19 protein-coding genes and 1 tRNA gene are annotated in these 20,775 nt (G+C 71.2%); 7 read left to right on the top strand and 13 right to left on the bottom strand.

Going from position 1 to position 20,775, the window contains the following annotated elements; translation table 11 throughout:
• Window positions 1-323: 323 nt before the first annotated feature.
• Window positions 324-1,586: a DUF222 domain-containing protein gene (locus tag ACVW00_RS01620; protein ID WP_457109158.1), complete on the bottom strand. Its 1,263-nt coding sequence runs from the start codon at window positions 1,584-1,586 to the stop codon at window positions 324-326.
• 455 nt (window positions 1,587-2,041) lie between these two features.
• Window positions 2,042-2,653: a hypothetical protein gene (locus tag ACVW00_RS01615; protein WP_457109157.1), complete on the bottom strand. Its 612-nt coding sequence runs from the start codon at window positions 2,651-2,653 to the stop codon at window positions 2,042-2,044.
• A gap of 457 nt (window positions 2,654-3,110) precedes the next feature.
• On the opposite strand from ACVW00_RS01615, the gene ACVW00_RS01610 reads away from it, so the two are divergent.
• The 3 genes from ACVW00_RS01610 to ACVW00_RS01600 are packed head-to-tail and all read left to right on the top strand — an operon-like array spanning window position 3,111 to window position 4,639.
• A complete protein-coding gene (locus tag ACVW00_RS01610; RefSeq protein ID WP_457109156.1) occupies window positions 3,111-3,284 on the top strand; it encodes a DUF5999 family protein in 174 nt (57 codons plus the stop codon).
• 16 nt (window positions 3,285-3,300) lie between these two features.
• Entirely contained in the window at window positions 3,301-4,155 is an 855-nt protein-coding gene (locus tag ACVW00_RS01605) for an SGNH/GDSL hydrolase family protein (RefSeq protein ID WP_457109155.1), read from the top strand.
• Between the two features lie 55 nt (window positions 4,156-4,210).
• Window positions 4,211-4,639, top strand: coding sequence for a VOC family protein (locus ACVW00_RS01600; RefSeq protein WP_457109154.1), 429 nt, complete (start codon window positions 4,211-4,213; stop codon window positions 4,637-4,639).
• On the opposite strand, the gene ACVW00_RS01595 is transcribed toward ACVW00_RS01600, so the two are convergent.
• From ACVW00_RS01595 to ACVW00_RS01585, 3 genes are all read right to left on the bottom strand, one after another.
• On the bottom strand, window positions 4,606-5,421 hold the full coding sequence (locus ACVW00_RS01595; protein ID WP_457109153.1) for an isocitrate lyase/PEP mutase family protein: 816 nt from the start codon (window positions 5,419-5,421) through the stop codon (window positions 4,606-4,608). The genes ACVW00_RS01600 and ACVW00_RS01595 overlap by 34 nt on opposite strands.
• 86 nt (window positions 5,422-5,507) lie before the next feature.
• Window positions 5,508-5,807: a hypothetical protein gene (locus ACVW00_RS01590; RefSeq protein ID WP_457109152.1), complete on the bottom strand. Its 300-nt coding sequence runs from the start codon at window positions 5,805-5,807 to the stop codon at window positions 5,508-5,510.
• Between the two features lie 56 nt (window positions 5,808-5,863).
• The gene (locus ACVW00_RS01585) at window positions 5,864-7,291 is read right to left on the bottom strand and encodes a DHA2 family efflux MFS transporter permease subunit (protein WP_457109151.1); all 1,428 of its coding nucleotides are present in this window, start codon (window positions 7,289-7,291) and stop codon (window positions 5,864-5,866) included.
• Between the two features lie 185 nt (window positions 7,292-7,476).
• Here ACVW00_RS01585 and ACVW00_RS01580 point away from each other — a divergent pair, with 185 nt between their 5' ends.
• The 3 genes from ACVW00_RS01580 (at window position 7,477) to ACVW00_RS01570 (ending at window position 9,208) form a co-directional block, all read left to right on the top strand.
• Window positions 7,477-8,502, top strand: coding sequence for a sigma-70 family RNA polymerase sigma factor (locus tag ACVW00_RS01580; RefSeq protein WP_457109150.1), 1,026 nt, complete (start codon window positions 7,477-7,479; stop codon window positions 8,500-8,502).
• An 84-nt stretch (window positions 8,503-8,586) separates the two neighbouring features.
• Window positions 8,587-8,733, top strand: coding sequence for a hypothetical protein (locus tag ACVW00_RS01575; protein ID WP_457109149.1), 147 nt, complete (start codon window positions 8,587-8,589; stop codon window positions 8,731-8,733).
• Between the two features lie 7 nt (window positions 8,734-8,740).
• The gene (locus tag ACVW00_RS01570) at window positions 8,741-9,208 is read left to right on the top strand and encodes an SRPBCC family protein (RefSeq protein WP_457109148.1); all 468 of its coding nucleotides are present in this window, start codon (window positions 8,741-8,743) and stop codon (window positions 9,206-9,208) included.
• Between the two features lie 23 nt (window positions 9,209-9,231).
• On the opposite strand, the gene ACVW00_RS01565 is transcribed toward ACVW00_RS01570, so the two are convergent.
• Window positions 9,232-9,317: transfer RNA gene (locus tag ACVW00_RS01565), tRNA-Tyr, on the bottom strand.
• Between the two features lie 88 nt (window positions 9,318-9,405).
• Between ACVW00_RS01565 and ACVW00_RS01560 the strand changes: the two genes are divergently transcribed.
• Window positions 9,406-9,897: a YajQ family cyclic di-GMP-binding protein gene (locus tag ACVW00_RS01560; RefSeq protein ID WP_457109147.1), complete on the top strand. Its 492-nt coding sequence runs from the start codon at window positions 9,406-9,408 to the stop codon at window positions 9,895-9,897.
• An 18-nt stretch (window positions 9,898-9,915) separates the two neighbouring features.
• Here the strand turns inward: ACVW00_RS01560 and ACVW00_RS01555 are convergent, their stop codons facing one another.
• The 7 genes from ACVW00_RS01555 to ACVW00_RS01525 all read right to left on the bottom strand — a co-directional run bounded on the left by ACVW00_RS01555 (window position 9,916) and on the right by ACVW00_RS01525 (window position 20,542).
• Window positions 9,916-11,457 carry a phosphate ABC transporter substrate-binding protein PstS gene (locus tag ACVW00_RS01555; protein WP_457109146.1) on the bottom strand — a complete coding sequence of 514 codons (1,542 nt, stop codon included), beginning with the start codon at window positions 11,455-11,457 and terminating at the stop codon, window positions 9,916-9,918.
• On the bottom strand, window positions 11,454-13,565 hold the full coding sequence (gene pstC / locus ACVW00_RS01550) for a phosphate ABC transporter permease subunit PstC (protein WP_457109145.1): 2,112 nt from the start codon (window positions 13,563-13,565) through the stop codon (window positions 11,454-11,456). Before pstC ends, ACVW00_RS01555 begins: the two co-directional genes overlap by 4 nt.
• Window positions 13,562-14,380, bottom strand: coding sequence for a phosphate ABC transporter ATP-binding protein (locus tag ACVW00_RS01545; protein WP_457109144.1), 819 nt, complete (start codon window positions 14,378-14,380; stop codon window positions 13,562-13,564). Before ACVW00_RS01545 ends, pstC begins: the two co-directional genes overlap by 4 nt.
• A gap of 7 nt (window positions 14,381-14,387) precedes the next feature.
• Window positions 14,388-15,197: a sortase domain-containing protein gene (locus ACVW00_RS01540; RefSeq protein WP_457109143.1), complete on the bottom strand. Its 810-nt coding sequence runs from the start codon at window positions 15,195-15,197 to the stop codon at window positions 14,388-14,390.
• Between the two features lie 77 nt (window positions 15,198-15,274).
• The gene (locus tag ACVW00_RS01535; RefSeq protein ID WP_457109142.1) at window positions 15,275-17,437 is read right to left on the bottom strand and encodes a hypothetical protein; all 2,163 of its coding nucleotides are present in this window, start codon (window positions 17,435-17,437) and stop codon (window positions 15,275-15,277) included.
• A gap of 70 nt (window positions 17,438-17,507) precedes the next feature.
• The gene (locus tag ACVW00_RS01530) at window positions 17,508-18,728 is read right to left on the bottom strand and encodes a substrate-binding domain-containing protein (protein WP_457109141.1); all 1,221 of its coding nucleotides are present in this window, start codon (window positions 18,726-18,728) and stop codon (window positions 17,508-17,510) included.
• Between the two features lie 32 nt (window positions 18,729-18,760).
• Window positions 18,761-20,542, bottom strand: a complete 1,782-nt coding sequence (locus tag ACVW00_RS01525; RefSeq protein ID WP_457109140.1) for a hypothetical protein — start codon at window positions 20,540-20,542, stop codon at window positions 18,761-18,763.
• Between the last annotated feature and the right edge of the window lie 233 nt (window positions 20,543-20,775).

Genomic DNA, 20,775 nt, shown 5'->3' with positions numbered 1-20,775 from the left:
ACAGCCAGCCAGCGACCAGTCGGAGTCCCCGAGTCGCGTGGCAGCGTTCGCACGTTCCATACCGCGAGCGCCCAGAAGCACGAGGTCAGCCCCGCCGCGAAGCCCCACGGGTAGTCGTTTGTGACCGCCAGTCTCAACGGAAGGCAACCGAGGGCGAACACGCCTGCTGACAGGACCCATGCGACCACCACAGTCCCGCCGGGGCTCAGATTCTGGCGTGCCATCCGCGCAGCGTAGGCGGACCACGCGCGCGGTCGAAGGACCAGACCCTGCGCGGAATGGTCGGCTCATCGGCAGATCCGGGCGGCGGAGTGTGAGCCGCTTCAGGTTCGTCGGTGGTAGCGCAGGTCGCCGTTGGGGAGTCGTTGGTGGGTGTAGTCGGGGTGGTGGGCCAGGCGGTGGTGGTGGCCGCAGAGCAGGATCCCGTCGGCGAGGTTTGTCTTGCCGCCCTCGGACCAGGGTTTGGTGAGGTGGTGGGCCTCGGTCCAGGCCGGGGGCCGGTCACAGTCTTCGGCGCGGCAGCCTTTGTCGCGCAGCACCATTGCGACGCGTTGGGCCTTGTTGAACAGCCGTTGCTCACGACCCAGGTCCAAGACCCCCGAGGCGCCACCCAGGACCGCGGGGATGATCCCGGCACCGCACGCCAGCCGGCGGGCCTGGCCGGGTGAGACCGGGGTGCCGTCGACCAAGGCAGCTGACCCGAGCCCGGTCTTCAGGGTGTGGTGGTCGAGGGTGATGACCACGGTGGCTGCGAGCCCACCGTGCTCACCGAGCCGGTGGACCGGGAGGTGCTCGAGGAGCTCACAGAGCCCTTGGCCCATCAACGTGGCGTGGTCGGGCAGGCGTCCGGTGATCGGGTCGGGTTCGGGTTTGGTGTGCTTGCGGGGGGCGATGATCGCCTCCAGTGCGGTGGTCAGGATCGCGAGCTGCAGGTCCGGTAGCCGGAACCAGCCCTGGCTGGTGCCGTCTCCCAGCGACCGGGTCGTGAGCCGGGCGTTGGCGTAGGCGGCTGCGTCCTGGCGGTCCCACCGGTCCTGGTCTCTGGCTTCGGCGGCCTCGGGAGCGACCACCTCCAGGAGGTGTCGGCCCACGATCCGCAGCTGCTTGGGGGTCAGATGCCCGGCTTCCTCGAGCATCGTCTTCTCCGCAGAGACCACGAGGTCAGGGTCGAGATCGGTCGGCAGGTCGGCCAACGCACGGGTGATCACCGCCGCATGCGCGCTCGAGTAGTCGCCCGCCGCCAACCCAGCCGCGGTGTCCGGATGCTGCTCCTCCAGGGTTCGGGCGAGCGTGACCCGTCCAGCGGCCTCGGCCCGGTCGGCCAGGGTCGTGTGCGAGAGCCAGGCACCGGTCGAGGTCGCACCGGACTGGGCGCCGACGTCGTCGAGGTCGGCTGCGGCGAGCACCTTCAACGCCAACGCCTCCAGCCGGGCTTGTTGGCGGGCCAGGTCGACCAGCACCGACCGCTTGTCCTCGGTGGTCAGGAAGACCGGGTCGTGGACCAGCACCTTGTCCAACGCACCGGCCAGCGCGTGGGTGAACCCGACGATCGGGTGCACCCGCGCCGGGGCTGGTGTGCTGGTCATGGCACCCAGTCCACCCGGAGTCACCTGCACAAGCGAGGACCAATTCGCCGCCTGTGCACAACCGCCCATCAGAGGAGGGTGTGGACATCAACCGGCCGCCCGGATGGTCGACCCCGGTGGTTGAGCCTGTCGAAACCCTCACCAGGTCTCGACTGATCGCTCGCTGACGCTCGCTGCTCGACCACCCGGTGGCTGGGGTCTCGACTGATCGCTCGCTGGCGCTCGCTGCTCGACCACCCGGTGGTTCCGGGTCTCGACTCATCGCTCGCTGCTCGACCACCCGGTGGTTGCGGGGTCTCGACTGATCGCTCGCTCACGCTCGCTGCTCGACCACCCGGTGGTTGCGGGTCTCGACTGGTCGCTCGCTGGCGCTCGCTGCTCGACCACCCGGGGCTGGGTCGCGCTCGATCACCCGGGGGCAGGCCCCTGCCGAACACCGGGTGGCCGCGGACGACCTACGTCTCGTCGACGAGCTCGCTGCGAGCGGCGTACCGGTCGACGCGCGCGTGGTAGTGCCGGCCGACGGTGCCTCCGGCGACGGCGGCGATCAACGTGCCGACGAGGACGGCGGCGGCGGTCACGACTCCGCCGGTCGTGATCTGGTCGTGCGGGATCGGGATGCGCGGCAGGTCGACCCTGTCGAAGACGTTGTACTGGTGCCCGAAGACCCAGCCCAGCGCCACCGCGACCACGGTGATGACGAGCCCGAGGATCCATACGAGGAAGCCCTGGCGGGCACCGTCGAAGCGGGACATCCGCCCGGCGACGTACCCGCCCGCGTAGTAGCCGATCACCAGCACGGCGACCAGCGCGATCGCGGCGGCCACGCCGATCGTCCCCGCATCACGCTCCGCGTCGGACTGGGTGACGTCCTGGGCGTTCCCGATGGCCGCGGCCACCGCGCCGATGATGCCGGACAGCAGCACGGCGACGGCCAGTGCGACCAGCCAGCCGAAGAACGCCGCGCCGGCGTTCCCGCCCCCGAACTTGTCATAGGCCTCGTTGGTCCCGTCGGTCACAACAGTGTCGTCGCGCCGTTCGACGTGGTGGTCATGGGTGTGCGTCATTCCGGTCACCTCCAGGGTCGGGTCGGTCCGGACCCACCGCGCCCGGTACCCCGACCGGCGGGCCGCACTCCTGCCCCTGGACCCCGCGTGCGCCGATACGGCGACCCGAATGCGTACCGAAGGGGGTATTCCTCCGGATGTTTCTACAAGGTCCGGCGGCGCACTGTTGAGGTCAGATCAGCTCACGACCGGAAGGGTGTGGAGACCATGATCGACTGGGAGTCAGCAACCTGGGGCGGCACGGTGCACCTGGCGGCCAACGGGTCGTGGGTCGCCGACAAGCACGGACTCGACACGGACGACCAGGACTGAGGCGCGCGATGAAGCAGATCCTGATCGTCAAGCCCAGGCCGGCGAAGCCGCGGCCCGAGATCGACACGCGGACCCCCTCGGGTCGCACGCTGCCTTACTGACCCTGCCCCGACCGGCAGACCGCACGCACCTGGAGGTGAGACCGATGTGCGCACACCAGCCCTACTGCCCCGCGGCCGACACGAGCGAGGCCTCGTCTGCCCACGTCGTCGCACCGCATCCCGAGCAGGGCTGGTGCCTGCTGTGCAACGGGGTGATCCTGTTCGACGACGGCGGGATCATCCTGCCGGACGGCGCCATCCTCGACCCGGTCGCCTGAGTCGAGGTCGTTCCCGTTGTCCGAGCACACCGAGCACACCGAGCGCTCCGAGCACACCGATCCCCTCGGGTCGCCACGAGCGCAGCCGTCGCGAACCGGGTCCGAGCGGTTCTACGTCCGTTTCGCCTCGCTGGGCGACGCCGCCACCAGCGGCACGAGCGACGCCGACGACGAGGGCGCTCCCCGTGCCTGGGCAGCGATCCTGGCCGAGGCGATCGCCGGCTCCCACGACGTGTCCTTCTGCAACCTCGCGGCTCCGGGGGCGACCGCCCGCGACGTGTGGGAGACCCAGCTGCCCGAGGCCCTCCGCCACCGCGCGGACCTCGCCTCCCTGATCGTCGGCCTCCACGACACCATGCGGTCGTCCTGGGACGTCGTCGCCCTGCGGACCGCGCTGCTGATGTCGGCCGCGGCGCTCACCTCGCGCGGCGCGATCCTGATGACGGTCCGCTTCCACGACCACGCACGGGTGATGCGCCTGCCGCGACCCCTCGCCAGGCTGATGAGCAGCCGGCTCGAGGAGCTCAACGAGATCCTCGACGAGGTCCACGACCGCTACGGGGGCATCCGCCTGGACCTCTCGGAGCTGCCGGGGGTGTACGAGCCGCGGTTCTGGACCGGCGACCGGTTGCGTCCCTCGGAGCTCGGCCACCGGGCGATCGCCGCGCACTTCGCCGCGTTGCTCCACGACCGGGGGCTCACCTTCCGTGCGCCCACGACCGAGTGCACCCGGCCGGTGGACGACACCCGTGGGGTGCTGGGCCAGCTGGTGCCGCGGCTGGCCCGCAGGGCCGGCGACCTGGGTCCGGCCCTCGCGCTCGCGATGGCTCGCGGCATCCGCCTCGGGCTGCGCCCCGGCGGCGCGGCCTAGCCCCGAGCGTCCACGGGCCGGATTCGTACGGCGGCGGCCGGGGTACGGCGCGTCGGTGGACGACATCACCGGCCCGGGCCGGATCGATCACGTGACCACGAACGTCACGGACGTGGAGAGAGCACGCACCTTCTACGACGCGGCCCTCGGCGTGCTGGGCCTGTCGGGCTCGGTCGACGCCTTCGGCCGCGTCGAGTACGCCGGGGAGGGTGATGGGCAGTTCGGCTTCTACGGACCGCCGATCGCGTTCCACGAGCGGGCCCATGTCGCCTTCGTGGCCGCCGATCGCGCAGCCGTGGACGACTTCTACCGTGCGGCCATGGCTGCCGGCGCGACGTCGCTCGACCCGCCGCGAGAGCGTCCGGAGTTCGGGTTCTACTCGGCCTACGTCGAGGACCCGGACTGCAACGGCATCGAGGTCGGCGTCGGCCTCAGCGCTGACGACGGCGGTCAGGATTCGAAGCGTCGCTGGAGCTCGGCGTAGCCGATCGCACCGTCGAGGAAGCCGAGGGTCCCGGAGTCGAGCAGCTCCCGGCCGGCGTCCTCGAGCATGCTGAACGCGGCGCGGGCGAGGCTTCCACCCAGGCTGACCCGCTTGACGCCGAGCGTGAAGAGGGTGCGCGCGTCGATGGTGTTGGCCAGCCCGGCCACCACGTTGAGCGGCCCGGGGATCGCGTCCGCGAGCCGGCGAATGGTGTCCGACTCGACGACCCCGGGCACGAAGACGCAGTCGGCCCCGGCTTCGACGTACCGGACCGCCCGCGCGACGGTCTCGGCGAAGACGTCCCCGCCGGTGCCGGCGAAGTAGGTGTCGGTGCGGGCGTTCAGCACGAACGTGCCGCTGGGTGCCACGGCTCGGGCGGCCGCGATCCGGTCGGCCGCCTCCTCGATCCCGTAGAGCCCGTCCGGGCCGGCGTCCTCGAGGTTGGCGCCGACGACGCCCAGCTCGACGGCCATGGCGACCGTGCGGCCGACCTCGTCCGCGGTGTCGCCGTACCCGGCTTCGAGGTCCGCGGTCACCGGCACGCTGACGGCGGCCACGATGCGGTCCACGTGCCGGAGCATCGTGTCGCGATCCAGTGGCCCCCCGTCCGGGAGGCCGCACGACCAGGCGATCCCGGCGCTGGTGGTGGCGAGGGCCGGGAAGCCGACCTGCTCGAGGATGCGGGCGGAGCCGGCATCCCAGGCGTTGGGGAGCACGAAGCCGGGGCCCTCGTGCAGGGCGAGGAGGGCAGCTGCCCGGTCGCGCGAAGATCCGGTGGTCACGAGGCAACCATGTCAGGTCCGGCGATCCGAGGCGGCCCAGCGCCCGGGTGCGGCGGCCCGGGACCGGGCCGCCGCAGGGCGAGGCGTCAGGCCTCGAGCAGCTCGGCCACCTCGACGGAGATGTCGTGCTCCAGTCCCGGGCAGCCACGGGCGAGGCTCGCGGCCGCCTCGAGGTCGTCCGCCGTCACCGTCATGTAGCCGGTGAGCACGGCGGTCGCCGGGTCACCGTGGTCGGGCGCGGTCAGCGTGGCCACGGGGCCCACCCGGCTGCCGGGGTCGGCGATCGCCGAGCCGAGCTCGCCGAACCAGGCGCCCCACTTCTCCTCCGCGCCCTCCGGCGCCGGTCGGCCGGGCTGTCCGCGGAAGGCCAGTACGTAGGTGGTCATCGTGCTTCTCCTCTTCGTTGGTGTTGCGGGTCGGTCGGCGCGGTCCGCCGAACGTCTCAGGCAGCTGCCTCGGGAAGGGCGACGGCGATCGGCTCCACCTCGCCGACCGCGGGTGCGGACGGTCGGCGCAGCCTCAGGGCGATCAGCGCGCCGATCGTGGAGAGGGAGACCGTGACCAGGACCGCGGCGCGGTACCCGCTGGTCACCTGCGCGGGCGAGGCGAGCGAGCCCCGTGCGTCGAAGGCGACGGTCACCGCGGCGATCCCGACCACGGCACCGACCTGCTGCAGCGTGTTCAGCACGCCGCTCGCTCGGCCGAGGAACTCCGGTGGCACCGCGTTCAGGCCTGCAGCCGGGACGCTGGGCAGCACCATCGAGATCCCGACGCCGGCCAGGATGAAGGGCGCGACGTACTGCGCGTAGCTCGCGTCCTCCCCCGCGAGCTTCATGATCCAGAGGAACCCGGCGGACTGCATCAGCAGGCCCGGTACGGCGAGACGGCGGGCGCCGATCCTGTCGAAGAGGATCCCCGCGACCGGGGCGACGAGCAGCGGGGTGGCCGTCCACGGCAGGAACCGCAGGCCGGTGCCGAGCGGGTCGTTCCCCCGACCGAGCTGGAAGAACTCGCTGGTGAGGAACGCCATGGAGTAGACGGACCCGGTCATCATCAGGCAGGTCGCAGCCGCGGCGGCGAACGTGCCGTGCCCGAAGAGCGCGAGCGGCACCATCGGCGTCGACGTCCGTGACTCCCAGACGAGGAACCCCACGAGCAGCACCACTCCGGCGGCCAGCGCGACGACCGTTCGCGCAGCCGACCAGCCTGCGTCCGGCCCCTGCACGAGGCCCCACACGAGCGAGCCGATGCCGGCCGCGACCAGGACCATGCCGGGGATGTCGAGCCCGGCGTCCGCTCCGCGGCTCTCGGCGAGGACGAACCGGGAGCCGACCCAGGCGGCGACACCGACCGGCACGTTGACCCAGAAGACCCAGTGCCAGTCCAGCCCCTGGGTGACCGCACCGCCGATCAGCGGACCGGCCGCGACGCCGAGGCCCGCGATGCCTCCCCACAGGCCCACCGCGACGCCGCGCTTCTCGGCCGGGAACACCGCGGTCAGCAGCGTCATGCCCAGGGGCATCACGATCGCCGCGCCCAGGCCCTGCACGGTGCGGAAGGCGACCAGGGCCGGCAGCGTGGGCGCCAGTGCGCACGCGACCGAGGCGAGGGTGAACACCGCCAGGCCGACGCGATAGACCCGGCGCCGGCCGAGCCGGTCGCCGAGCACCGATGCGGTGATGATGCCGGTCGCGAAGGCCAGGCTGTAGGCGTTCACCGTCCACTGCAGCGCTGCGACGCTGCCGCCGAGGTCCTCGTGGATCGACGGCAGCGCGGTCACCACCACGAGTGCGTCGAGGGTCGTCATGAAGTACGCGACCGCGGTGAGCAGGACGACCAGTGGTCGCCGGGATTCGGTCTCGGTGCTCATCTCTTCTCCTTCAAAGCCGTTGCAATGGGCATCTGTTGGAGTAGGCGCGGGACCCGCACGAAACTGGGCGGCCGATCACCGCCCAGTTTCCGGCCGTGCCGGCGTCAGTACGGGTAGCGGGAGCTGTGTGCGGCTCCGGCGTACGGCGAAGGGCCGGTGTCGAGAGGTGATGACAAGGTGGAGCAATGGACTCGGAGCTGAGCGCACTGGTGGAGCGGGCGCGCGATGGTGACACCGACGCGTTCGCGGAGCTGGTCGAACCGCACCGTCGCGAGCTGCAGGTGCACTGCTACCGCATCCTGGGGTCCGTCCAGGACGCTGAGGACGCGCTGCAGGAGACCCTGCTGTCGGCCTGGCAGGGGTTCGGCGGCTTCGAGGGCCGGTCGTCGGTGCGGACCTGGCTCTACCGGGTGGCGACGAACCGCTGCCTCGACGCCCTCCGCTCGGAGGGTCGCCGGCCGCCGGAGGTCACGATGACCGTCCGCGGGATGGAGCCGCCCGAGCCGAGCCGGCACAACGAGGTCTTCTGGCTGCAGCCCTACCCCGACGTGCTGCTCGACGAGCTCACCGACCGCGCGCCCGGGCCGGACGCCGTCGTCGAGACGCGCGAGGCGACCTCGCTCGCTTTCGTGGCCGCGCTGCAGCTGCTGCCTCCCCGCCAGCGCGCGGTGCTGATCCTGCGCGACGTGCTCGGCTACCGGGCCGGCGAGGTTGCCTCGATGCTCGACGTCACCGAGAGCTCGGTGACCAGCGCGCTCAAGCGCGCCCGTGCGACGCTCTCGGAGCACCTCGGCACACGACGCGAGCACGCCGCTCCCCCGCCGCCGAACTCCCCGGAGGAGGCGCGGCTCATCGAGCGCTTCGTCGACGCGTTCACCAGGAGCGACGTCGACGCCATGGTCGAGATGCTCACCGACGACGCCTGGATCTCGATGCCGCCGATGCCCTTCGAGTACCACGGCCGCGACGCGGCGCGCCGGTTCTTCGAGGTCACCCACGTCGCCGGACGGCGCGAGCTGCGATCGGTGCACACCCGCGCGAACGGCCAGCCGGCCCTGGCGACGTACACCGCTGACCCGGCAACCGGTGTCTGGCACTCGCTCGGCATCCTCGTGCTGACGCTGGCCGGCGACCAGGTGAGCGACATCGTGCACTTCCAGCCCGGCGTGCTGGCCAGCTTCGGCCTCCCGCGGACGCTGCGCGACGACTAGGTGTGGCAGCGCACAGCCACCACCGGTCTACTCCGTTGACGTGCAGACCTTGTGCCCCGGGGTGGGCAGGTCCACGCTGGCCAGATGGCCAAGCACTTGCTGTGCCGCATCGGTATGCACAAGTGGTCCAAGCGCGTGAACGACTCGGGCCAGCCGTACCTCACGTGCGTGCGCTGCGGCAAGCACGACGACAACGAGGGTGCGGCCGCCCCGCTCGGGTGGAACGGATAGCCCGACCGTGGGCAACCGGTACACATTCCGCAGCACCTGGCGGCTCGGCGCGCCCCCGAGCGACGTGTACGCCGCGCTGGCGGAGCTGGCCGACTACCCCTCCTGGTGGCCGGAGGTCCGTCGTGCCGAGCCTCGCGGAGAGGACACCTACGAGCTGACCTGCCGCTCCTTCCTGCCCTACGACCTCGTCTTCGTCACCACCCAACAGAGGCGTGACCCGGTCGCCGGGGTGCTCGAGGCAAGCATGCTGGGTGACCTGACCGGCTTCTCGCGCTGGACGATCACCGGCTCAGGTGCGGGCACCGAGGCAGTGTTCGAGGAGGAGGTCGAGGTGATGAAGGCCTCCCTGCGCCGGCTGGCGCCGGTGGCACGTCCGGCGTTCCGCGGCAACCACACCTTGATGATGCGCCACGGCCACCGGGGCCTCACGGCGTACGTCGCCGGTTACGGCCTCCGCAACCGGAAAGAGGCCTAGCAACCGGTCGACCGGCGCTCCACTGGTGGCAGGTGCAGGATTCGAACCTGCGAAGGAATACTCCGACGGATTTACAGTCCGCTCCCATTGGCCGCTCGGGCAACCTGCCGGTGCTGCATGCCCGTTAGGGTGAACAGCGCTGCTGAGGATAGCGCAGCACCCGGGGCAGGGATAAATCGCACAGGAGGTACGCCGGCATGGCCGACTCGTCGTTCGACATCGTGAGCAAGATCGACCGCCAGGAAGTCGACAACGCGCTCTCCCAGGCGGCGCGCGAGCTCGCCCAGCGCTACGACTTCAAGGGCACGGGCGCCGAGATCAAGTGGTCGGGCGACCAGGTGATCGAGATCTCGGCGAACGCCGACGACCGGGCCAGTGCGGTCCTCGACGTGTTCAAGGAGAAGCTGATCAAGCGCCAGCAGTCGCTGAAGATCCTGGACGCCTCCGAGCCGCGGCAGTCGGGCCGCGAGTCGAAGATCACCGTGAACCTCAAGGAGGGGATCAGCTCGGACGACGCCAAGAGGGTGGGCAAGCTGATCCGCGACGGGGGCCCCAAGGGCGTCAAGGTCCAGGTCCAGGGCGACGAGCTGCGGGTGTCCAGCAAGAAGCGCGACGACCTGCAGGAGGTCATCGCCCTGGTCAAGGGCCAGGACTACGACTTCGCGGTGCAGTTCACCAACTACCGCTGACCCACCTTCGGGGCGGCCTCACCCTCGGCGGCCGCGATGGACGAGCAGCGGTGGGAGCAGGACGACCAGCGCGAGCAGGAGCGCCGAGAGCGCATAGAGGATGCCGTTGTGGGAGGCGGCCTCCCGCTCGGCGACCATCGAGACCGGAACGGCGGTAGCCGCCGTCGCCGACGCGTCCGAGGCTGCCCCGGCCGCTGGTGGTCCGGTGTCGGTGGCGGCTCCCACGCCGGTGGGGTCGCTCACCTGTGCCGGCCCGGCCGCGGCGGGCGCGCCGGTTGCCGTCGTCGGTGTCCCGGCAGCGTTCGCGCCCGGCTTGGTCGAAGCGCCCGGCTTGCCCGTGCAGGTGGCCCCGACCTTGCTGCAGGGATCCGGCTGCGGTGCGGTCTGGAGGATCTGAAGCGCCGGGTTGTTGCACTGCGAGATGGGCGGCGGCTCGACGTACCCGGGGATCCGGCGTACCTGGTCGAAGCCCGCGAGCACCAGGTTCTTCGGGAGTGGCGAGTAGCCCAGCTTGTCGGCCTTCTGCTGCCCGGTGCAGAGGAAGTAGTTGACGAACGTCGACAGCGTCTTGCCCTTGTCGGTGTTGAACGGCTCGTCGGTCGAGGTTGGCACGACCATGTAGCTGTAGCTCGACATCGGATAGGCCCGCGGGTCCGGGTTGGTGTAGACCGAGTCGAGGTTCTGGGTCAGGTCGGCGTTGATCTTGGCCTGCGTCAGGGCGACGGCGACGTTGCCCGCGGTCGGCTGGGCGAAGTACCCGGCCTTGTTCAGCAGGCTCGCCACCGGGAAGTTGATCCGCTTCGCGTAGGCGTACTCGACGTAGCCGATCGCACCCTGGCCGTAGCTGGCGGAGACGTAGTTGGCCACGCCGTTCGAGCCGACCTGCGCCTTGGAGTTCCCGAACGCCGGGTAGAACGACACGCTCGGGCACGCGGTCCCGCTCAGGCCCAGCTTGGACCGGATGAAGGGGCAGTAGACGTCCGGTGCCTGGCCGCGCATGTAGAGGGCGAACTGTGCGGACGCGCCGGCGCCGTCCGAGCGCACCACCGGGATGATCGGGGTGCTCGGCAGCTGCTTGCCGTAGTCCTTGGTGATCAGGGGGTCGTTCCAGTTGGAGATCTGGCCGGTGAAGATCTTCGCCAGCGTCGTGCCCGACAACCGGAGGTCGCGCACCCGCTGGCCACCCACGGTGAGGTTGTACATGAACGACGTGCCGCCGGCGACGATCGGCAGGTAGGCGTACTTCCGGGTCGGCACCTCGGCCTGCTGGCCCGGCTCCGGCGGGTTCTGGAACGGGATCTCCGTGTTGGCGAAGTCCACCGTCGACTGGATGAACTGTGCCCGGCCGTCGGTCGACCCGGTGCCCGCGAAGTTCACCACGATGCCGCTCGCCCGGACGTCGGCGCGCCAGGCGTCGACCGCCACCTGCGACCACGTCGAGCCTGCGCCCGAGATCGGCACGAAGCTGTCGGCGTGCGCCGGACCGGCGGTCGGTACGGCCGCGACGGCCGCCACGAAGCCGAGTGCCAGGATGCCCCTGAGGAGCGCCTTGAAGTTCATCGCACGAGCTCGCTTTCAGGTCGGGCGAGTGCCCGGTTGAGCCGCCGGAGACGGCGGGGACTGACGTGGCCCGGCGATCGGCCGCCGATGGCGCGGGCCAGGCTGAAGAGGACGACGACCAGCACGAGCAGCACCACTCCGGCGCCGAACGCCCGGGCGATCGCCTGGTCGAGCGGCAGCCGCGCCTGCTGGAAGACGAAGAGCGGCAGCGAGACCTGGGGACCGTGAGTCGGATCGAAGTTCAGCTCGTTGGTCGATCCGGCCACCAGCAGCACCGGCGACGTCTCCCCGATCACCCGGGCGACGCCCAGCAGGACCGCGGTCACCAGGCCCGATCGAGCGGTCGGGAGCACGACGCCCTTCACGGTCTGCCACTGGGTGCTGCCCAGCGCCAGGGACGCCTCGCGCAGCCCGTGCGGGACCAGTCGCAGCACCACCTCGGCAGTCGTCGTGACGACGGGGATCATGCTGACGCTCAGCGCGAGTGCCGCCGCCAGGCCGCTTCGCTCGAAGCCGAACCTCAGGATCAGCATCGAGTAGATGAACAGGCCGGCGACGATCGTCGGGATCGCGCTCATCGCCTCCACCACCGTGCGCACGGTCTGGGCCAGTCGGCCTCGCGCCTCGTTGAGGTAGACCGCTGTGCCGATCCCCAGCGGCACGCTGACGACGACCGAGATCGCTACCTGCTCGAGGGTGCCGACGATGGCCGCGAGGATCCCGCCCTGGTCGAGCGCCGCGTCGGGGCCGATGAACGCGGTGGTCTGGGTGAAGAAGTTCAGGTGCCCGAGCGCAGTCCGTCCGCGCACGAAGGTGAACAGGACGATGCAGCCGAGAGCCGCGACGAGCGTGAGGCCGGCCGTCGCGACGAGTGCTCCCGCCACCCGATCGGTCACCCCCACGCGGTCGAGCTCGGTGCTGCTCGCGACGGCGTACAGCACGAGGAAGAGGCCGTACCAGAGCAGCCAGAACCCCAGCCCGCCGTGGAAGGGCAGCACCCGCTCGTAGAGCATCCAGTCGAGCGCCAGCGCGCCGAGCGCGGCCGACCCCAGGTGCAGCCAGAGCTCGCCACCCACGGCCCGGACGCGGACCTTCGTCGGTGTGGTCGTGCTCATCAGATCTCCGTCGCCGAGCCCGAGCGGGACCGTCGTACGACGATCCGCGCGAGCGTGTTGATCAGCAGGGTGAAGACGAAGAGGACCAAGGCCGGCGCCGAGCAGCGCCGCCAGCGCGATCCCGCCGGACTCCGAGTAGCGCGCGGCGATGTGCGGAGCGATCGAGTTCGTGCCGCTCTGCAACGGCTTCGTGGTGAACGTGAAGACCGGCGAGATGATCAGGAACACCACGATGGTCTCGCCGAGGGCGCGACCCAGGCCCAGCATGGTGGCTCCGACCATCCCGGCACGGCCGAAAGGCAGCACGACGGTGCGGATCATTCCCCAGCGCGTCGCGCCGAGGGCGATCGCGCCCTCGCGCTCGCTGACCGGCGTCTGCGAGAACACCTCCCGGGTGACCGAGGTGATGGTGGGCAGCACCACCACCCCGACCGCCACTCCTGCGATGAACGCGGACGACGTGTAGGAGGACAGCGTGTCCGGCTCGCTGACGCGCAGGAACGGGAGGGCCGGACCGAGGTGGACCGAGAGCCACTGCGCGACGGGGAGGAGGTGCGGCTGGAGCCAGAAGAAGCCCCACATCGCGTAGATCACCGCGGGGACCGCGGCCATCAGGTCGACCAGGGTGACCAGTGGCTTCCGCAGGGCACGCGGGGCGTACTCGCTGATGAACAGCGCGGCCCCGAAGCCGAGCGGCACCGCCACGGTCAGCGCGAACAGGCCGATGAGCACCGTCCCCCACAGCAGGGACGCGATGCCGAAGTGCCCGGTCTCGGGCAGCCACCGGTGCTCGGTGAAGAACCGCGGACCCGCCTCGTGCAGGGCCGGCCACGCACCGAGGGTGAGGAACAGACCGATCAGGCCCATGACGAGCAGCGTGGAGACCGCGGACGTGCGGACGGTCGCCAGGAACGCCCGGTCGGAGCCGGTCGGCCGCGCGGAGACGTCGCGGCGCTCGACCTCGGTGCGCGGCTCCTCGAGCACGGCGGTCATCCGAACCGCCCGTGCACGTAGTCGGCGGTGCGCTCGTCGGTCGGTGCGTCGAAGATCGTCGCGGTGGGACCCTGCTCGACGATGTGGCCGGGCTCGCCCTCGGCGGAGAGGAAGAACGCGCACCGGTCCGAGACTCGTGCGGCCTGCTGCATGTTGTGGGTGACGATCACGATGGTCACCTCGTGCGAGATGGCGGAGATGGTCTCCTCGACCCGCCTGGTCGAGGTCGGGTCCAGGGCGGAGCAGGGCTCGTCCATCAGCAGCACCTCCGGCTCCACTGCCAGGGCGCGCGCGATGCAGAGCCGTTGCTGCTGGCCGCCGGACAGGGAGCCGCCAGGAGCACCGAGGCGGTTCTTCACCTCGTCCCACAGCCCGGCGCTGCGCAGGCAGTGCTCCACCAGACCGCCCGGGTCCGGGGACTTCTGGCCGGCCAGCTTGAGCCCGGAGAGGACGTTGTCGTGGATCGACATCGTGGGGAACGGGTTCGCCTTCTGGAAGACCATCCCGATCTTGCGCCGGCTCTGGATCGGCCGCAGGTCGAGGTCGTAGATGTCCTGGCCGTCGAGGAGGACCTGCCCGGCGAGCGACGCGCCCGGTACCAGCTCGTGCATGCGGTTGAGGATCCGCAGGAACGTCGACTTGCCACACCCCGAGGGCCCGATGAGGGCGGTCACCTCTCCCGAGCGCATCTCCAGGTCGACGTCGGCGAGGACGTGGTGGTCGCCGAACCACGCGTGCACCCCGCGCGCGACCAGGCCGCCCGGACGGAGGGACACCGGCGCGAGCACGTGCGTGTCGATGAGCGAAGTGGTCATGGCAGCCTCACAGGGTGGTGGGGAGGAAGTCGGACACGCTCTCGAACACATTCCAGAGCACGGCGAGCAGGACGGGAGCGGCGCCGATCCACACGGCGCCCTTCGGGAACCGCAGGGTGAGCCGGGTCGCGACGAAGACGACCGCGAGGAGGAGCTGGGCCCAGAGCAGCAGGCTCACCGCACTCCCCAGCGCGTGCTCACCGGGACGCTCGCCGAACCGGGGCAGCGTCGTGGTCGACCGCGCCTGGGGCGTCCCGCGGAGCACCGCGGAGACCAGGAGCTGCCGATCAGGCGAGAACGCGGGGTCGGAGGTCACCAGGGTCAGCCGTGCCGGCACGACGGCCACCGAGGCGGCGGGGTCGTCGCTATGCCGCACGAGGTCGACCACGTAGGTCCAATGCCCCTGTCCGGTCGTCACCTGGAGCTGGTCACCCCGCCGCAGCCGGTCGAGGTGGCGAAAGGGTGCGCCGTACGTAGTCCGGCGGCCCACCACGACCGAGACGCCGGCCTGGCCGGGCAGCACCGAGTCGCTGCGCAGGCCGGGGCCGATCGCGGTCTGGGCCGCCGAAGCGCCCTGCACGACGACCTGGCGGAGACCGAGCCGGTCGACGCGCAGGACGGCGACGGGCGTCCCCGGCTCGATGGTGCCGGAGACGGGGGCGGTGGCCTGCTCGAGCTGGTTGGCGAGCTTCCCGTACAGGACGTCCTGGGTCCGGTTGGCCTGGACGCGGCTCCCGACGAGCAGGAAGGCGACGAACAACAGCAGCACGGCACCGAGCGCCGTGAGCGTCCACGCGACCAGACTGCTCATCCGCATGACCCGACGCTCACCGGGCCGCGGCGCCGTCGTGCCGGCGACCGCCACTGGATCAGGACGGGTCGTCGTCGCCGCCGTCACCGGTGCACCCAGCCCGGAGCACGCCCGAACCTGCGCGCCACGACGAGCAAGGGTCCGGCCAGGGCGGCGAGGATGCCCAGCGCGAGGAGCAGCGGCAGCGCGAGCAGGCGGCGCCCGGCGGCCTGGGGGCCGAGGCGGGCGGACTGGAGCGCCACGGCGTCCGCGACCGGGAGGGCAGCAGGAGGGGCGGCTGCGGGCGGGGCGGCTGCGGGCGGGGCTACGGCCGGGGCGGAGGCGCCGGCACCCGTGGTGGACGGCTTGGCCGTGGCGGCCTTCTTCTTCGGGGCCACGTAGCCGACCGCCAGTCGGGACTGGGCCGTGCGGATCTGCTTGACCAGCGCGGGCGGTAGCGGGACGTAGCCGCCGGGGAGCTGGCCGACCTCGTCACCCGGTTGCTGGCCGGCGCCGGCGGCGTAGTCGAGGAACTTGCTCACGGCGTCGCGGACGGGCTTCTCGGCCTTCAGCGAGGTGGCCGAGGTGATCAACAGGCTCAGTGGGTAGATGGTCGGCGTCTTGTCGGTGAGGTCGACCTGCCGGGTGACCTTGTCGGGCCCGACCACGGAGTGCTGGATGCCAGCGAGCACCCCTGCTGGGTCGGGCCCGACGAAGGCCCCGCCCGCGTTCAGCAGCCGTGCCGCAGACAACCGGAAGTCTGCAGCAGAGGCAGCGTCGATGATCCCGATGACCTCACGGCTACCGGGATTCTGTCGCGGGGGCTTGGAGACGACGGGCACTCCGTTCTCGAACGTGGTGATCGCTCCCGGGAACTGCGCGATGGACAGCTTTCGCGCCAGGGCGTCGAGCTCCTGAACGGGCTCGAAGTTGTTCGACTGGTGCTCGTCGAGGACGGGGAACGCGCCGAAGGGCAGCGCGATCCCGCGGTAGTTGTCGTTGACCCTCATGCCCCAGGGGTCGGGGGTACCCGCCAGGAACGACCGTGCGTCGGGATCGGCCTGCAGCCAGCGGGTCAGGGCGACCGTGCTGTCGGAGAGGTCACCGAGCAGGAGCGGGTGGTTGCCCGGAGCTCCGTCGGGCCAGTCCACGCCCGGGTTGAGGGCGAGGAACTCGGGATCGCTGAAGAGGTTGAACGGGTTGCCGGAGACCGCGTCGTTGCCGCCGGTGCGGTACGACGCCGTGACGAGCTTGGCGACCAGCCTGGCGTTCAGGTTCAGCTCGCGCACGGGACGCCCGTGGGCGTCGTCGATCTGGTAGGCCACCACCAGTGACGTCGCCGCGACCGGTGCGTAGGCGAGCGAGCCCGGCTCGACCGCCTTCTTCGCGAGCGGCTCGATGGTCAGGCCGGTGTCGTTGGCACCGCCCGCCGTGTCCTCACGCGTCTGCGGCTCGCCGATCGCGGTGTAGTCCAGGCGGACCGGGTCGGCGGGGAGCACGCAGGTCCGGGCCCGCCAGCTGGCCAGCAGCCGTGCGGCGAACGGGCTGCCCTCCACGTCGACGGAGTCGCCGTCGACCGGGCAGCTGTCGGCAGTGGGCAGGAAGTGCAGCGGCACGACCGTGCGCCGGTCCCACGCCCACACGGCGTCGAGCGACTCCTCGGTGGCCTCGAAGCCGGTGTCGGGCTTGCCGTAGTTGGGGACGACGACGATGGTGCAGGGAGAGTCGACGTCGCAGCCGAGTGCTGCGGACTCTCGTTTGGTGAAGACCTGCAGCGTCACCTCACCGGATCCGTCAGGACCGGTCACGGTGTCCTGCCAGTTCGGCGGTCCGTCGGGCGTGGCGTTGAAGGCGTTCTGCTGGCCAGGGTAGGTGAACGCGGGCACCGCCGGGGTCCCGCGGTAACCGGGCGCTCCGTAGCACTCGCTCGAGGAGACCGGGTCCACCCCGCGGCACTCGTAGACCCGCACCGGCTTCGTGGTCGACTGGTCGAACCCCGCGCTGTTGTAGAGCCGGGTCGCCGAGCTCGGGTCGAACCCACCCCACGACACGTCGACCGTCTCGTTGACCAGGTTGTCGACCTTGCTGACCGTCACGGTGGCGTGCTCGCCGGCGTTCGGCGCCGGGACGGTGTGCCCGCCCGACTCCGCTGCAGTGGCGCTGCTGAGCCGGCTGCCGGCGGGCAGGAGCCCCAGCGGCGCGGTGGCCAGCGCCAGGGCAGCGAGCACCAGCGCCACGCGGCGGCTCGGCGTACGTGATCTGGACATCATCCGGTTGCTCCAGGTCGGTTCGGGTGGGGGCCCGGGGCCGCCGGCATCGAGCGGCCCCGGGCATGGGTCACGGTTGCTTGCGCCCGCAGTACTGCCCGTCGGGCAGCGGGCTGGTGACCGACGGCAGCGGCAGCTGGCCGAACGGCACCAGCAGCGCATCCTTGTGCGCGCACAGGTAGCCGGGAGTGTCGTCGGTGGCGCTCGTCGTGGTGTCACCGAACACCGGGGCGAAGGTGCTCTGCGCTGCGTTGCGGACCGCGTTGTAGAAGTACCGGGCGAACGTCGGGTTGGCCGCGGTGAACGCGTCGTTGAGGACGAGGTAGCTGTTCGGGCCCACGGTGACGGTCTTCACCGGCTCGACGGCGGTGTTCACGTAGCCGAGCAGGGCACCGCCGCGGTAGTCGCGGATGCCCGGCGGCTCGTTCTCCTGCGCCGCCCACTTGGTGATGGCGTACGGCGCGATGGCCTGCGGATCGCCCTGGAGCGTGCGGCCGTCGTTCTGCTGCGACAGCGTCTGCTTCGAGCCGGCCGTGCCGAGGGCACCGCAGCCGGAGTCCACCGAGGACAGGCTCGAGCCGATGCTCTTGAGGAACTGGGTGTACGTCGCGGCCGAGGACGGCTGCGCGAACACGTGGATGGCTCCGGCCTGACCGCCCACCTGGCTCCAGTCGGTGACCTTGCACTCGAAGATCGCCTTGAGCTGCTGGGTGGTCAGCGGCGACGTCGGGGCGTAGGCGTGTCCGACCGTGGCGTACCCGACGGCATCCTGGCTCTGCGCGAAGAACGTGAGGTTCGCCTCGGCGCCGGCGTTCACGCTGAGGTCGCGCCCACGGCTCGCCCGCACGTAGTCGATGCAGAAGCTGGTGTTGTCCCCGCCTGCGCCGGTGGCCAGCTGGCCGTTGAGCAGGGCCGTGAGACCACCGTTGGCGCCGTTCGGCCGGGTCAGCGAGCACCCCGGCTTGGTGGTGATCGTGTCACCGGCCAGGCCGGTCGCCGGGTTGACCGCGTCGAACGAGGCGAGCACCGGGTTGGTGCCGACATCGGTGTTGTAGGACTTCGCGAGGTTGTTGCCGAGCTCGGCGAAGGCGTCGGCGCCGACGCCGGCCCACACCTCGCTGGACGCCTTGCCCACCGGGGCCGTGCCGGTGGTGCCGGAGCCGAGCCCCCCGTTCCCGTCCGGGTCGTAGTTGGGGTCGGCGCTGGCGAGACCGTTCGCGCCGAGCGCGAGGATCCCGGTCGCGAGGGCCGCGACCGCCACCCTCGTGAGGAGCGTGCCTGGGTTGCGCATCTGCGTTCCTGCTCTCTTCGTGTCTGGGGAGGTCATCGGACGAGGACTGCGGCGGCGTACACGTTCTTGCCCTTCGAGGCCGCGCGCTTGGTGCCGAGGACCTTGATCTGGAAGGTGTGCGAGCCGGCCGCGAAGCTGAAGCTCCGCAGGTACCGGACAGCCCGCTTGGCGTAGAGGTCGACCACCGTGGTCCGGCCGTCGATGGTGATCGCCACCTTGCCGGCGTTGGGGCGGCGGACGAAGACCAGGCTCAGCCCGGTGCCGTACGCCGTGCCGCGGATCGTGCGGCCCTTCGTGGCACTCACCAGGCCCGCGTGGTCGGGCGAGTACGGCGTGGAGAAGCTGCCCCACGCGCCCTTCCGGACGAACAGCACGTTGCGCCAGGAGTACGTCCCGACGGGTGCCGCACCGGCCGGCACCGACGGCGGCGGCGGGGCCGGGCTGGCGAGGGCCACGCTCGACGTCGCGACCCGCGGGGTCGTCCCGTCGGTGGCGGTGACGGTGATGTCGGCCGCGCCGGGGGCGAGGCCGGCCGTCGGCAGGGTCGCGGTCCAGAGGTTCCCGCCGGCGTGCACACCGGCAGCGGCGGGCCCGGACCCGAGCTGGAAGGACACCGAGGTGGCCCCGGTCCCGATGACGGTCGCCGAGACCGGGATCGTCGCGCCGATCGTGTACGCCGTCCCGGCCGCCGGCAGGTGGGGAAGCAGCAACGGTCCGTCGGTGCCCGTGGGGGCCAGCGCGACCCCACGGAACTCGGTGTTCGCCGGGGCGTCCACCAGGTGCGTGGGAGCGCCGGCGGTGAGCACGGAGGTCGCCGAGGCGGCGTCGGTCTTGGTCAGCAGCTCCTTCGGCGTGGTGATCGCCAGCTCGACGGTCGACCCCGCCGGGTGTGCCACCAGACCGAGGATGCCCGGCACGTCGATCCAGCCCTTGGGCTGCCAGACGCTGCCGTTCCACGAGTACTTGTCCAGCGTCCCGTTGCGGTTGGAGGCGTTCGCGACGTAGAGCGTGTCGACGGGCGTGCCGGCGTACCCGGTGCCGCCGACGCGGTCGACGAACGCGTAGCCGTAGCTGAGGAGGTTCGCCGGCAGGCCGTCGAGACCGGTGCTGGCGAGGGGAAGCGGTGCGATGCTCGTCGACGACGCCGGCAGGCCGCTCCCGACGACGCCGAGCCGGTTGGTCAGGCTGCCGCCGGTGAAGAGCTGGCCGCTCTGGATCGTGACGCCGTTGAGGTTCGCCCCGCTCGCGATCAGCGTCGGGGCCTCGCCGAGCTTCGCGCCGACGATCCCGCTCTGGTCACCGGTGGCCCAGAACCGCTGCCCGTCCGTGACGGCCGAGCGGATGATCGTGGGAGCGTTCGCACCGGTGAGCGCGGTGGTGGTGTCCACGTTGCCGGCGCTGTCGACGATGCCGACCACGCGCGGAGTGCTGTTGCGGTCCGTCGAGGTGAGGCCGGTCGGCACCGTCGTGGTGCCGTTGGTCAGCTGCGAGGGGACCGTCGGGCCCTGGGTCCCCGGCGCCGCGGCGTACCCGGTGACAGTGAGGTAGTGGCCGTCGGGGGAGGTGGCGATCAAGCCCTCCGAGCGAGAGAGGCCTGCGGCAGTCAGAGGCTGGTTGCCGTTCGCCGCGGTCGTCGGCAGCGACGTCGTACCGGCCGTCGAGCCGTCCGGGTGGAACCGGTCGAGGAACACCGCTGCGGCGGCGTTGCTGAGGGAACCGGACCCGCTGCCGACCCGGTAGACGACGAGGTCGCCGCCGGTCCAGGCTGCCTGGGCGCTCCCGGCGCCGAGCAGTGGAATCGTGGCGACGGCCACGGCACCAGCCGCGGTCAGGCCTGCGATACGAAGCGATCTGCGCAACGAATTACCTCTCGTGACGACGACGCCGAGGCGCCGCGCGTTGGATCCCGAGAGTCAATGTCTAGTTATTTAGTCGGAATAATGAAGGCAATTGGCTTACTTCGCAACTCGGCTCGCCCAGCGTCCGTGATGTGGACGTCGCGGGAGGACTGCGGGGCGGACTCTTCCCCAATGACTATAAAGTCACT

It is taken from the genome of Marmoricola sp. URHA0025 HA25 (assembly GCF_054059435.1).
Note: the sequence above shows the minus strand (reverse complement) of the source record. Positions and strands in the feature narration are given on the sequence as shown.

What these genes read in the sequence shown, in the direction of transcription:
- ACVW00_RS01620 (WP_457109158.1), bottom strand. Translation starts at nt 1,586, where the DNA reads ATGACCAGCACACCAGCCCCGGCGCGGGTGCACCCGATCGTCGGGTTC.
- ACVW00_RS01615 (WP_457109157.1), bottom strand. Translation starts at nt 2,653, where the DNA reads ATGACGCACACCCATGACCACCACGTCGAACGGCGCGACGACACTGTT.
- ACVW00_RS01610 (WP_457109156.1), top strand. Translation starts at nt 3,111, where the DNA reads ATGTGCGCACACCAGCCCTACTGCCCCGCGGCCGACACGAGCGAGGCC.
- ACVW00_RS01590 (WP_457109152.1), bottom strand. Translation starts at nt 5,807, where the DNA reads ATGACCACCTACGTACTGGCCTTCCGCGGACAGCCCGGCCGACCGGCG.
- ACVW00_RS01585 (WP_457109151.1), bottom strand. Translation starts at nt 7,291, where the DNA reads ATGAGCACCGAGACCGAATCCCGGCGACCACTGGTCGTCCTGCTCACC.
- ACVW00_RS01580 (WP_457109150.1), top strand. Translation starts at nt 7,477, where the DNA reads ATGGACTCGGAGCTGAGCGCACTGGTGGAGCGGGCGCGCGATGGTGAC.
- ACVW00_RS01575 (WP_457109149.1), top strand. Translation starts at nt 8,587, where the DNA reads ATGGCCAAGCACTTGCTGTGCCGCATCGGTATGCACAAGTGGTCCAAG.
- ACVW00_RS01560 (WP_457109147.1), top strand. Translation starts at nt 9,406, where the DNA reads ATGGCCGACTCGTCGTTCGACATCGTGAGCAAGATCGACCGCCAGGAA.
- ACVW00_RS01555 (WP_457109146.1), bottom strand. Translation starts at nt 11,457, where the DNA reads ATGAACTTCAAGGCGCTCCTCAGGGGCATCCTGGCACTCGGCTTCGTG.
- pstC (WP_457109145.1), bottom strand. Translation starts at nt 13,565, where the DNA reads ATGACCGCCGTGCTCGAGGAGCCGCGCACCGAGGTCGAGCGCCGCGAC.
- ACVW00_RS01545 (WP_457109144.1), bottom strand. Translation starts at nt 14,380, where the DNA reads ATGACCACTTCGCTCATCGACACGCACGTGCTCGCGCCGGTGTCCCTC.
- ACVW00_RS01540 (WP_457109143.1), bottom strand. Translation starts at nt 15,197, where the DNA reads ATGCGGATGAGCAGTCTGGTCGCGTGGACGCTCACGGCGCTCGGTGCC.
- ACVW00_RS01535 (WP_457109142.1), bottom strand. Translation starts at nt 17,437, where the DNA reads ATGTCCAGATCACGTACGCCGAGCCGCCGCGTGGCGCTGGTGCTCGCT.
- ACVW00_RS01530 (WP_457109141.1), bottom strand. Translation starts at nt 18,728, where the DNA reads ATGCGCAACCCAGGCACGCTCCTCACGAGGGTGGCGGTCGCGGCCCTC.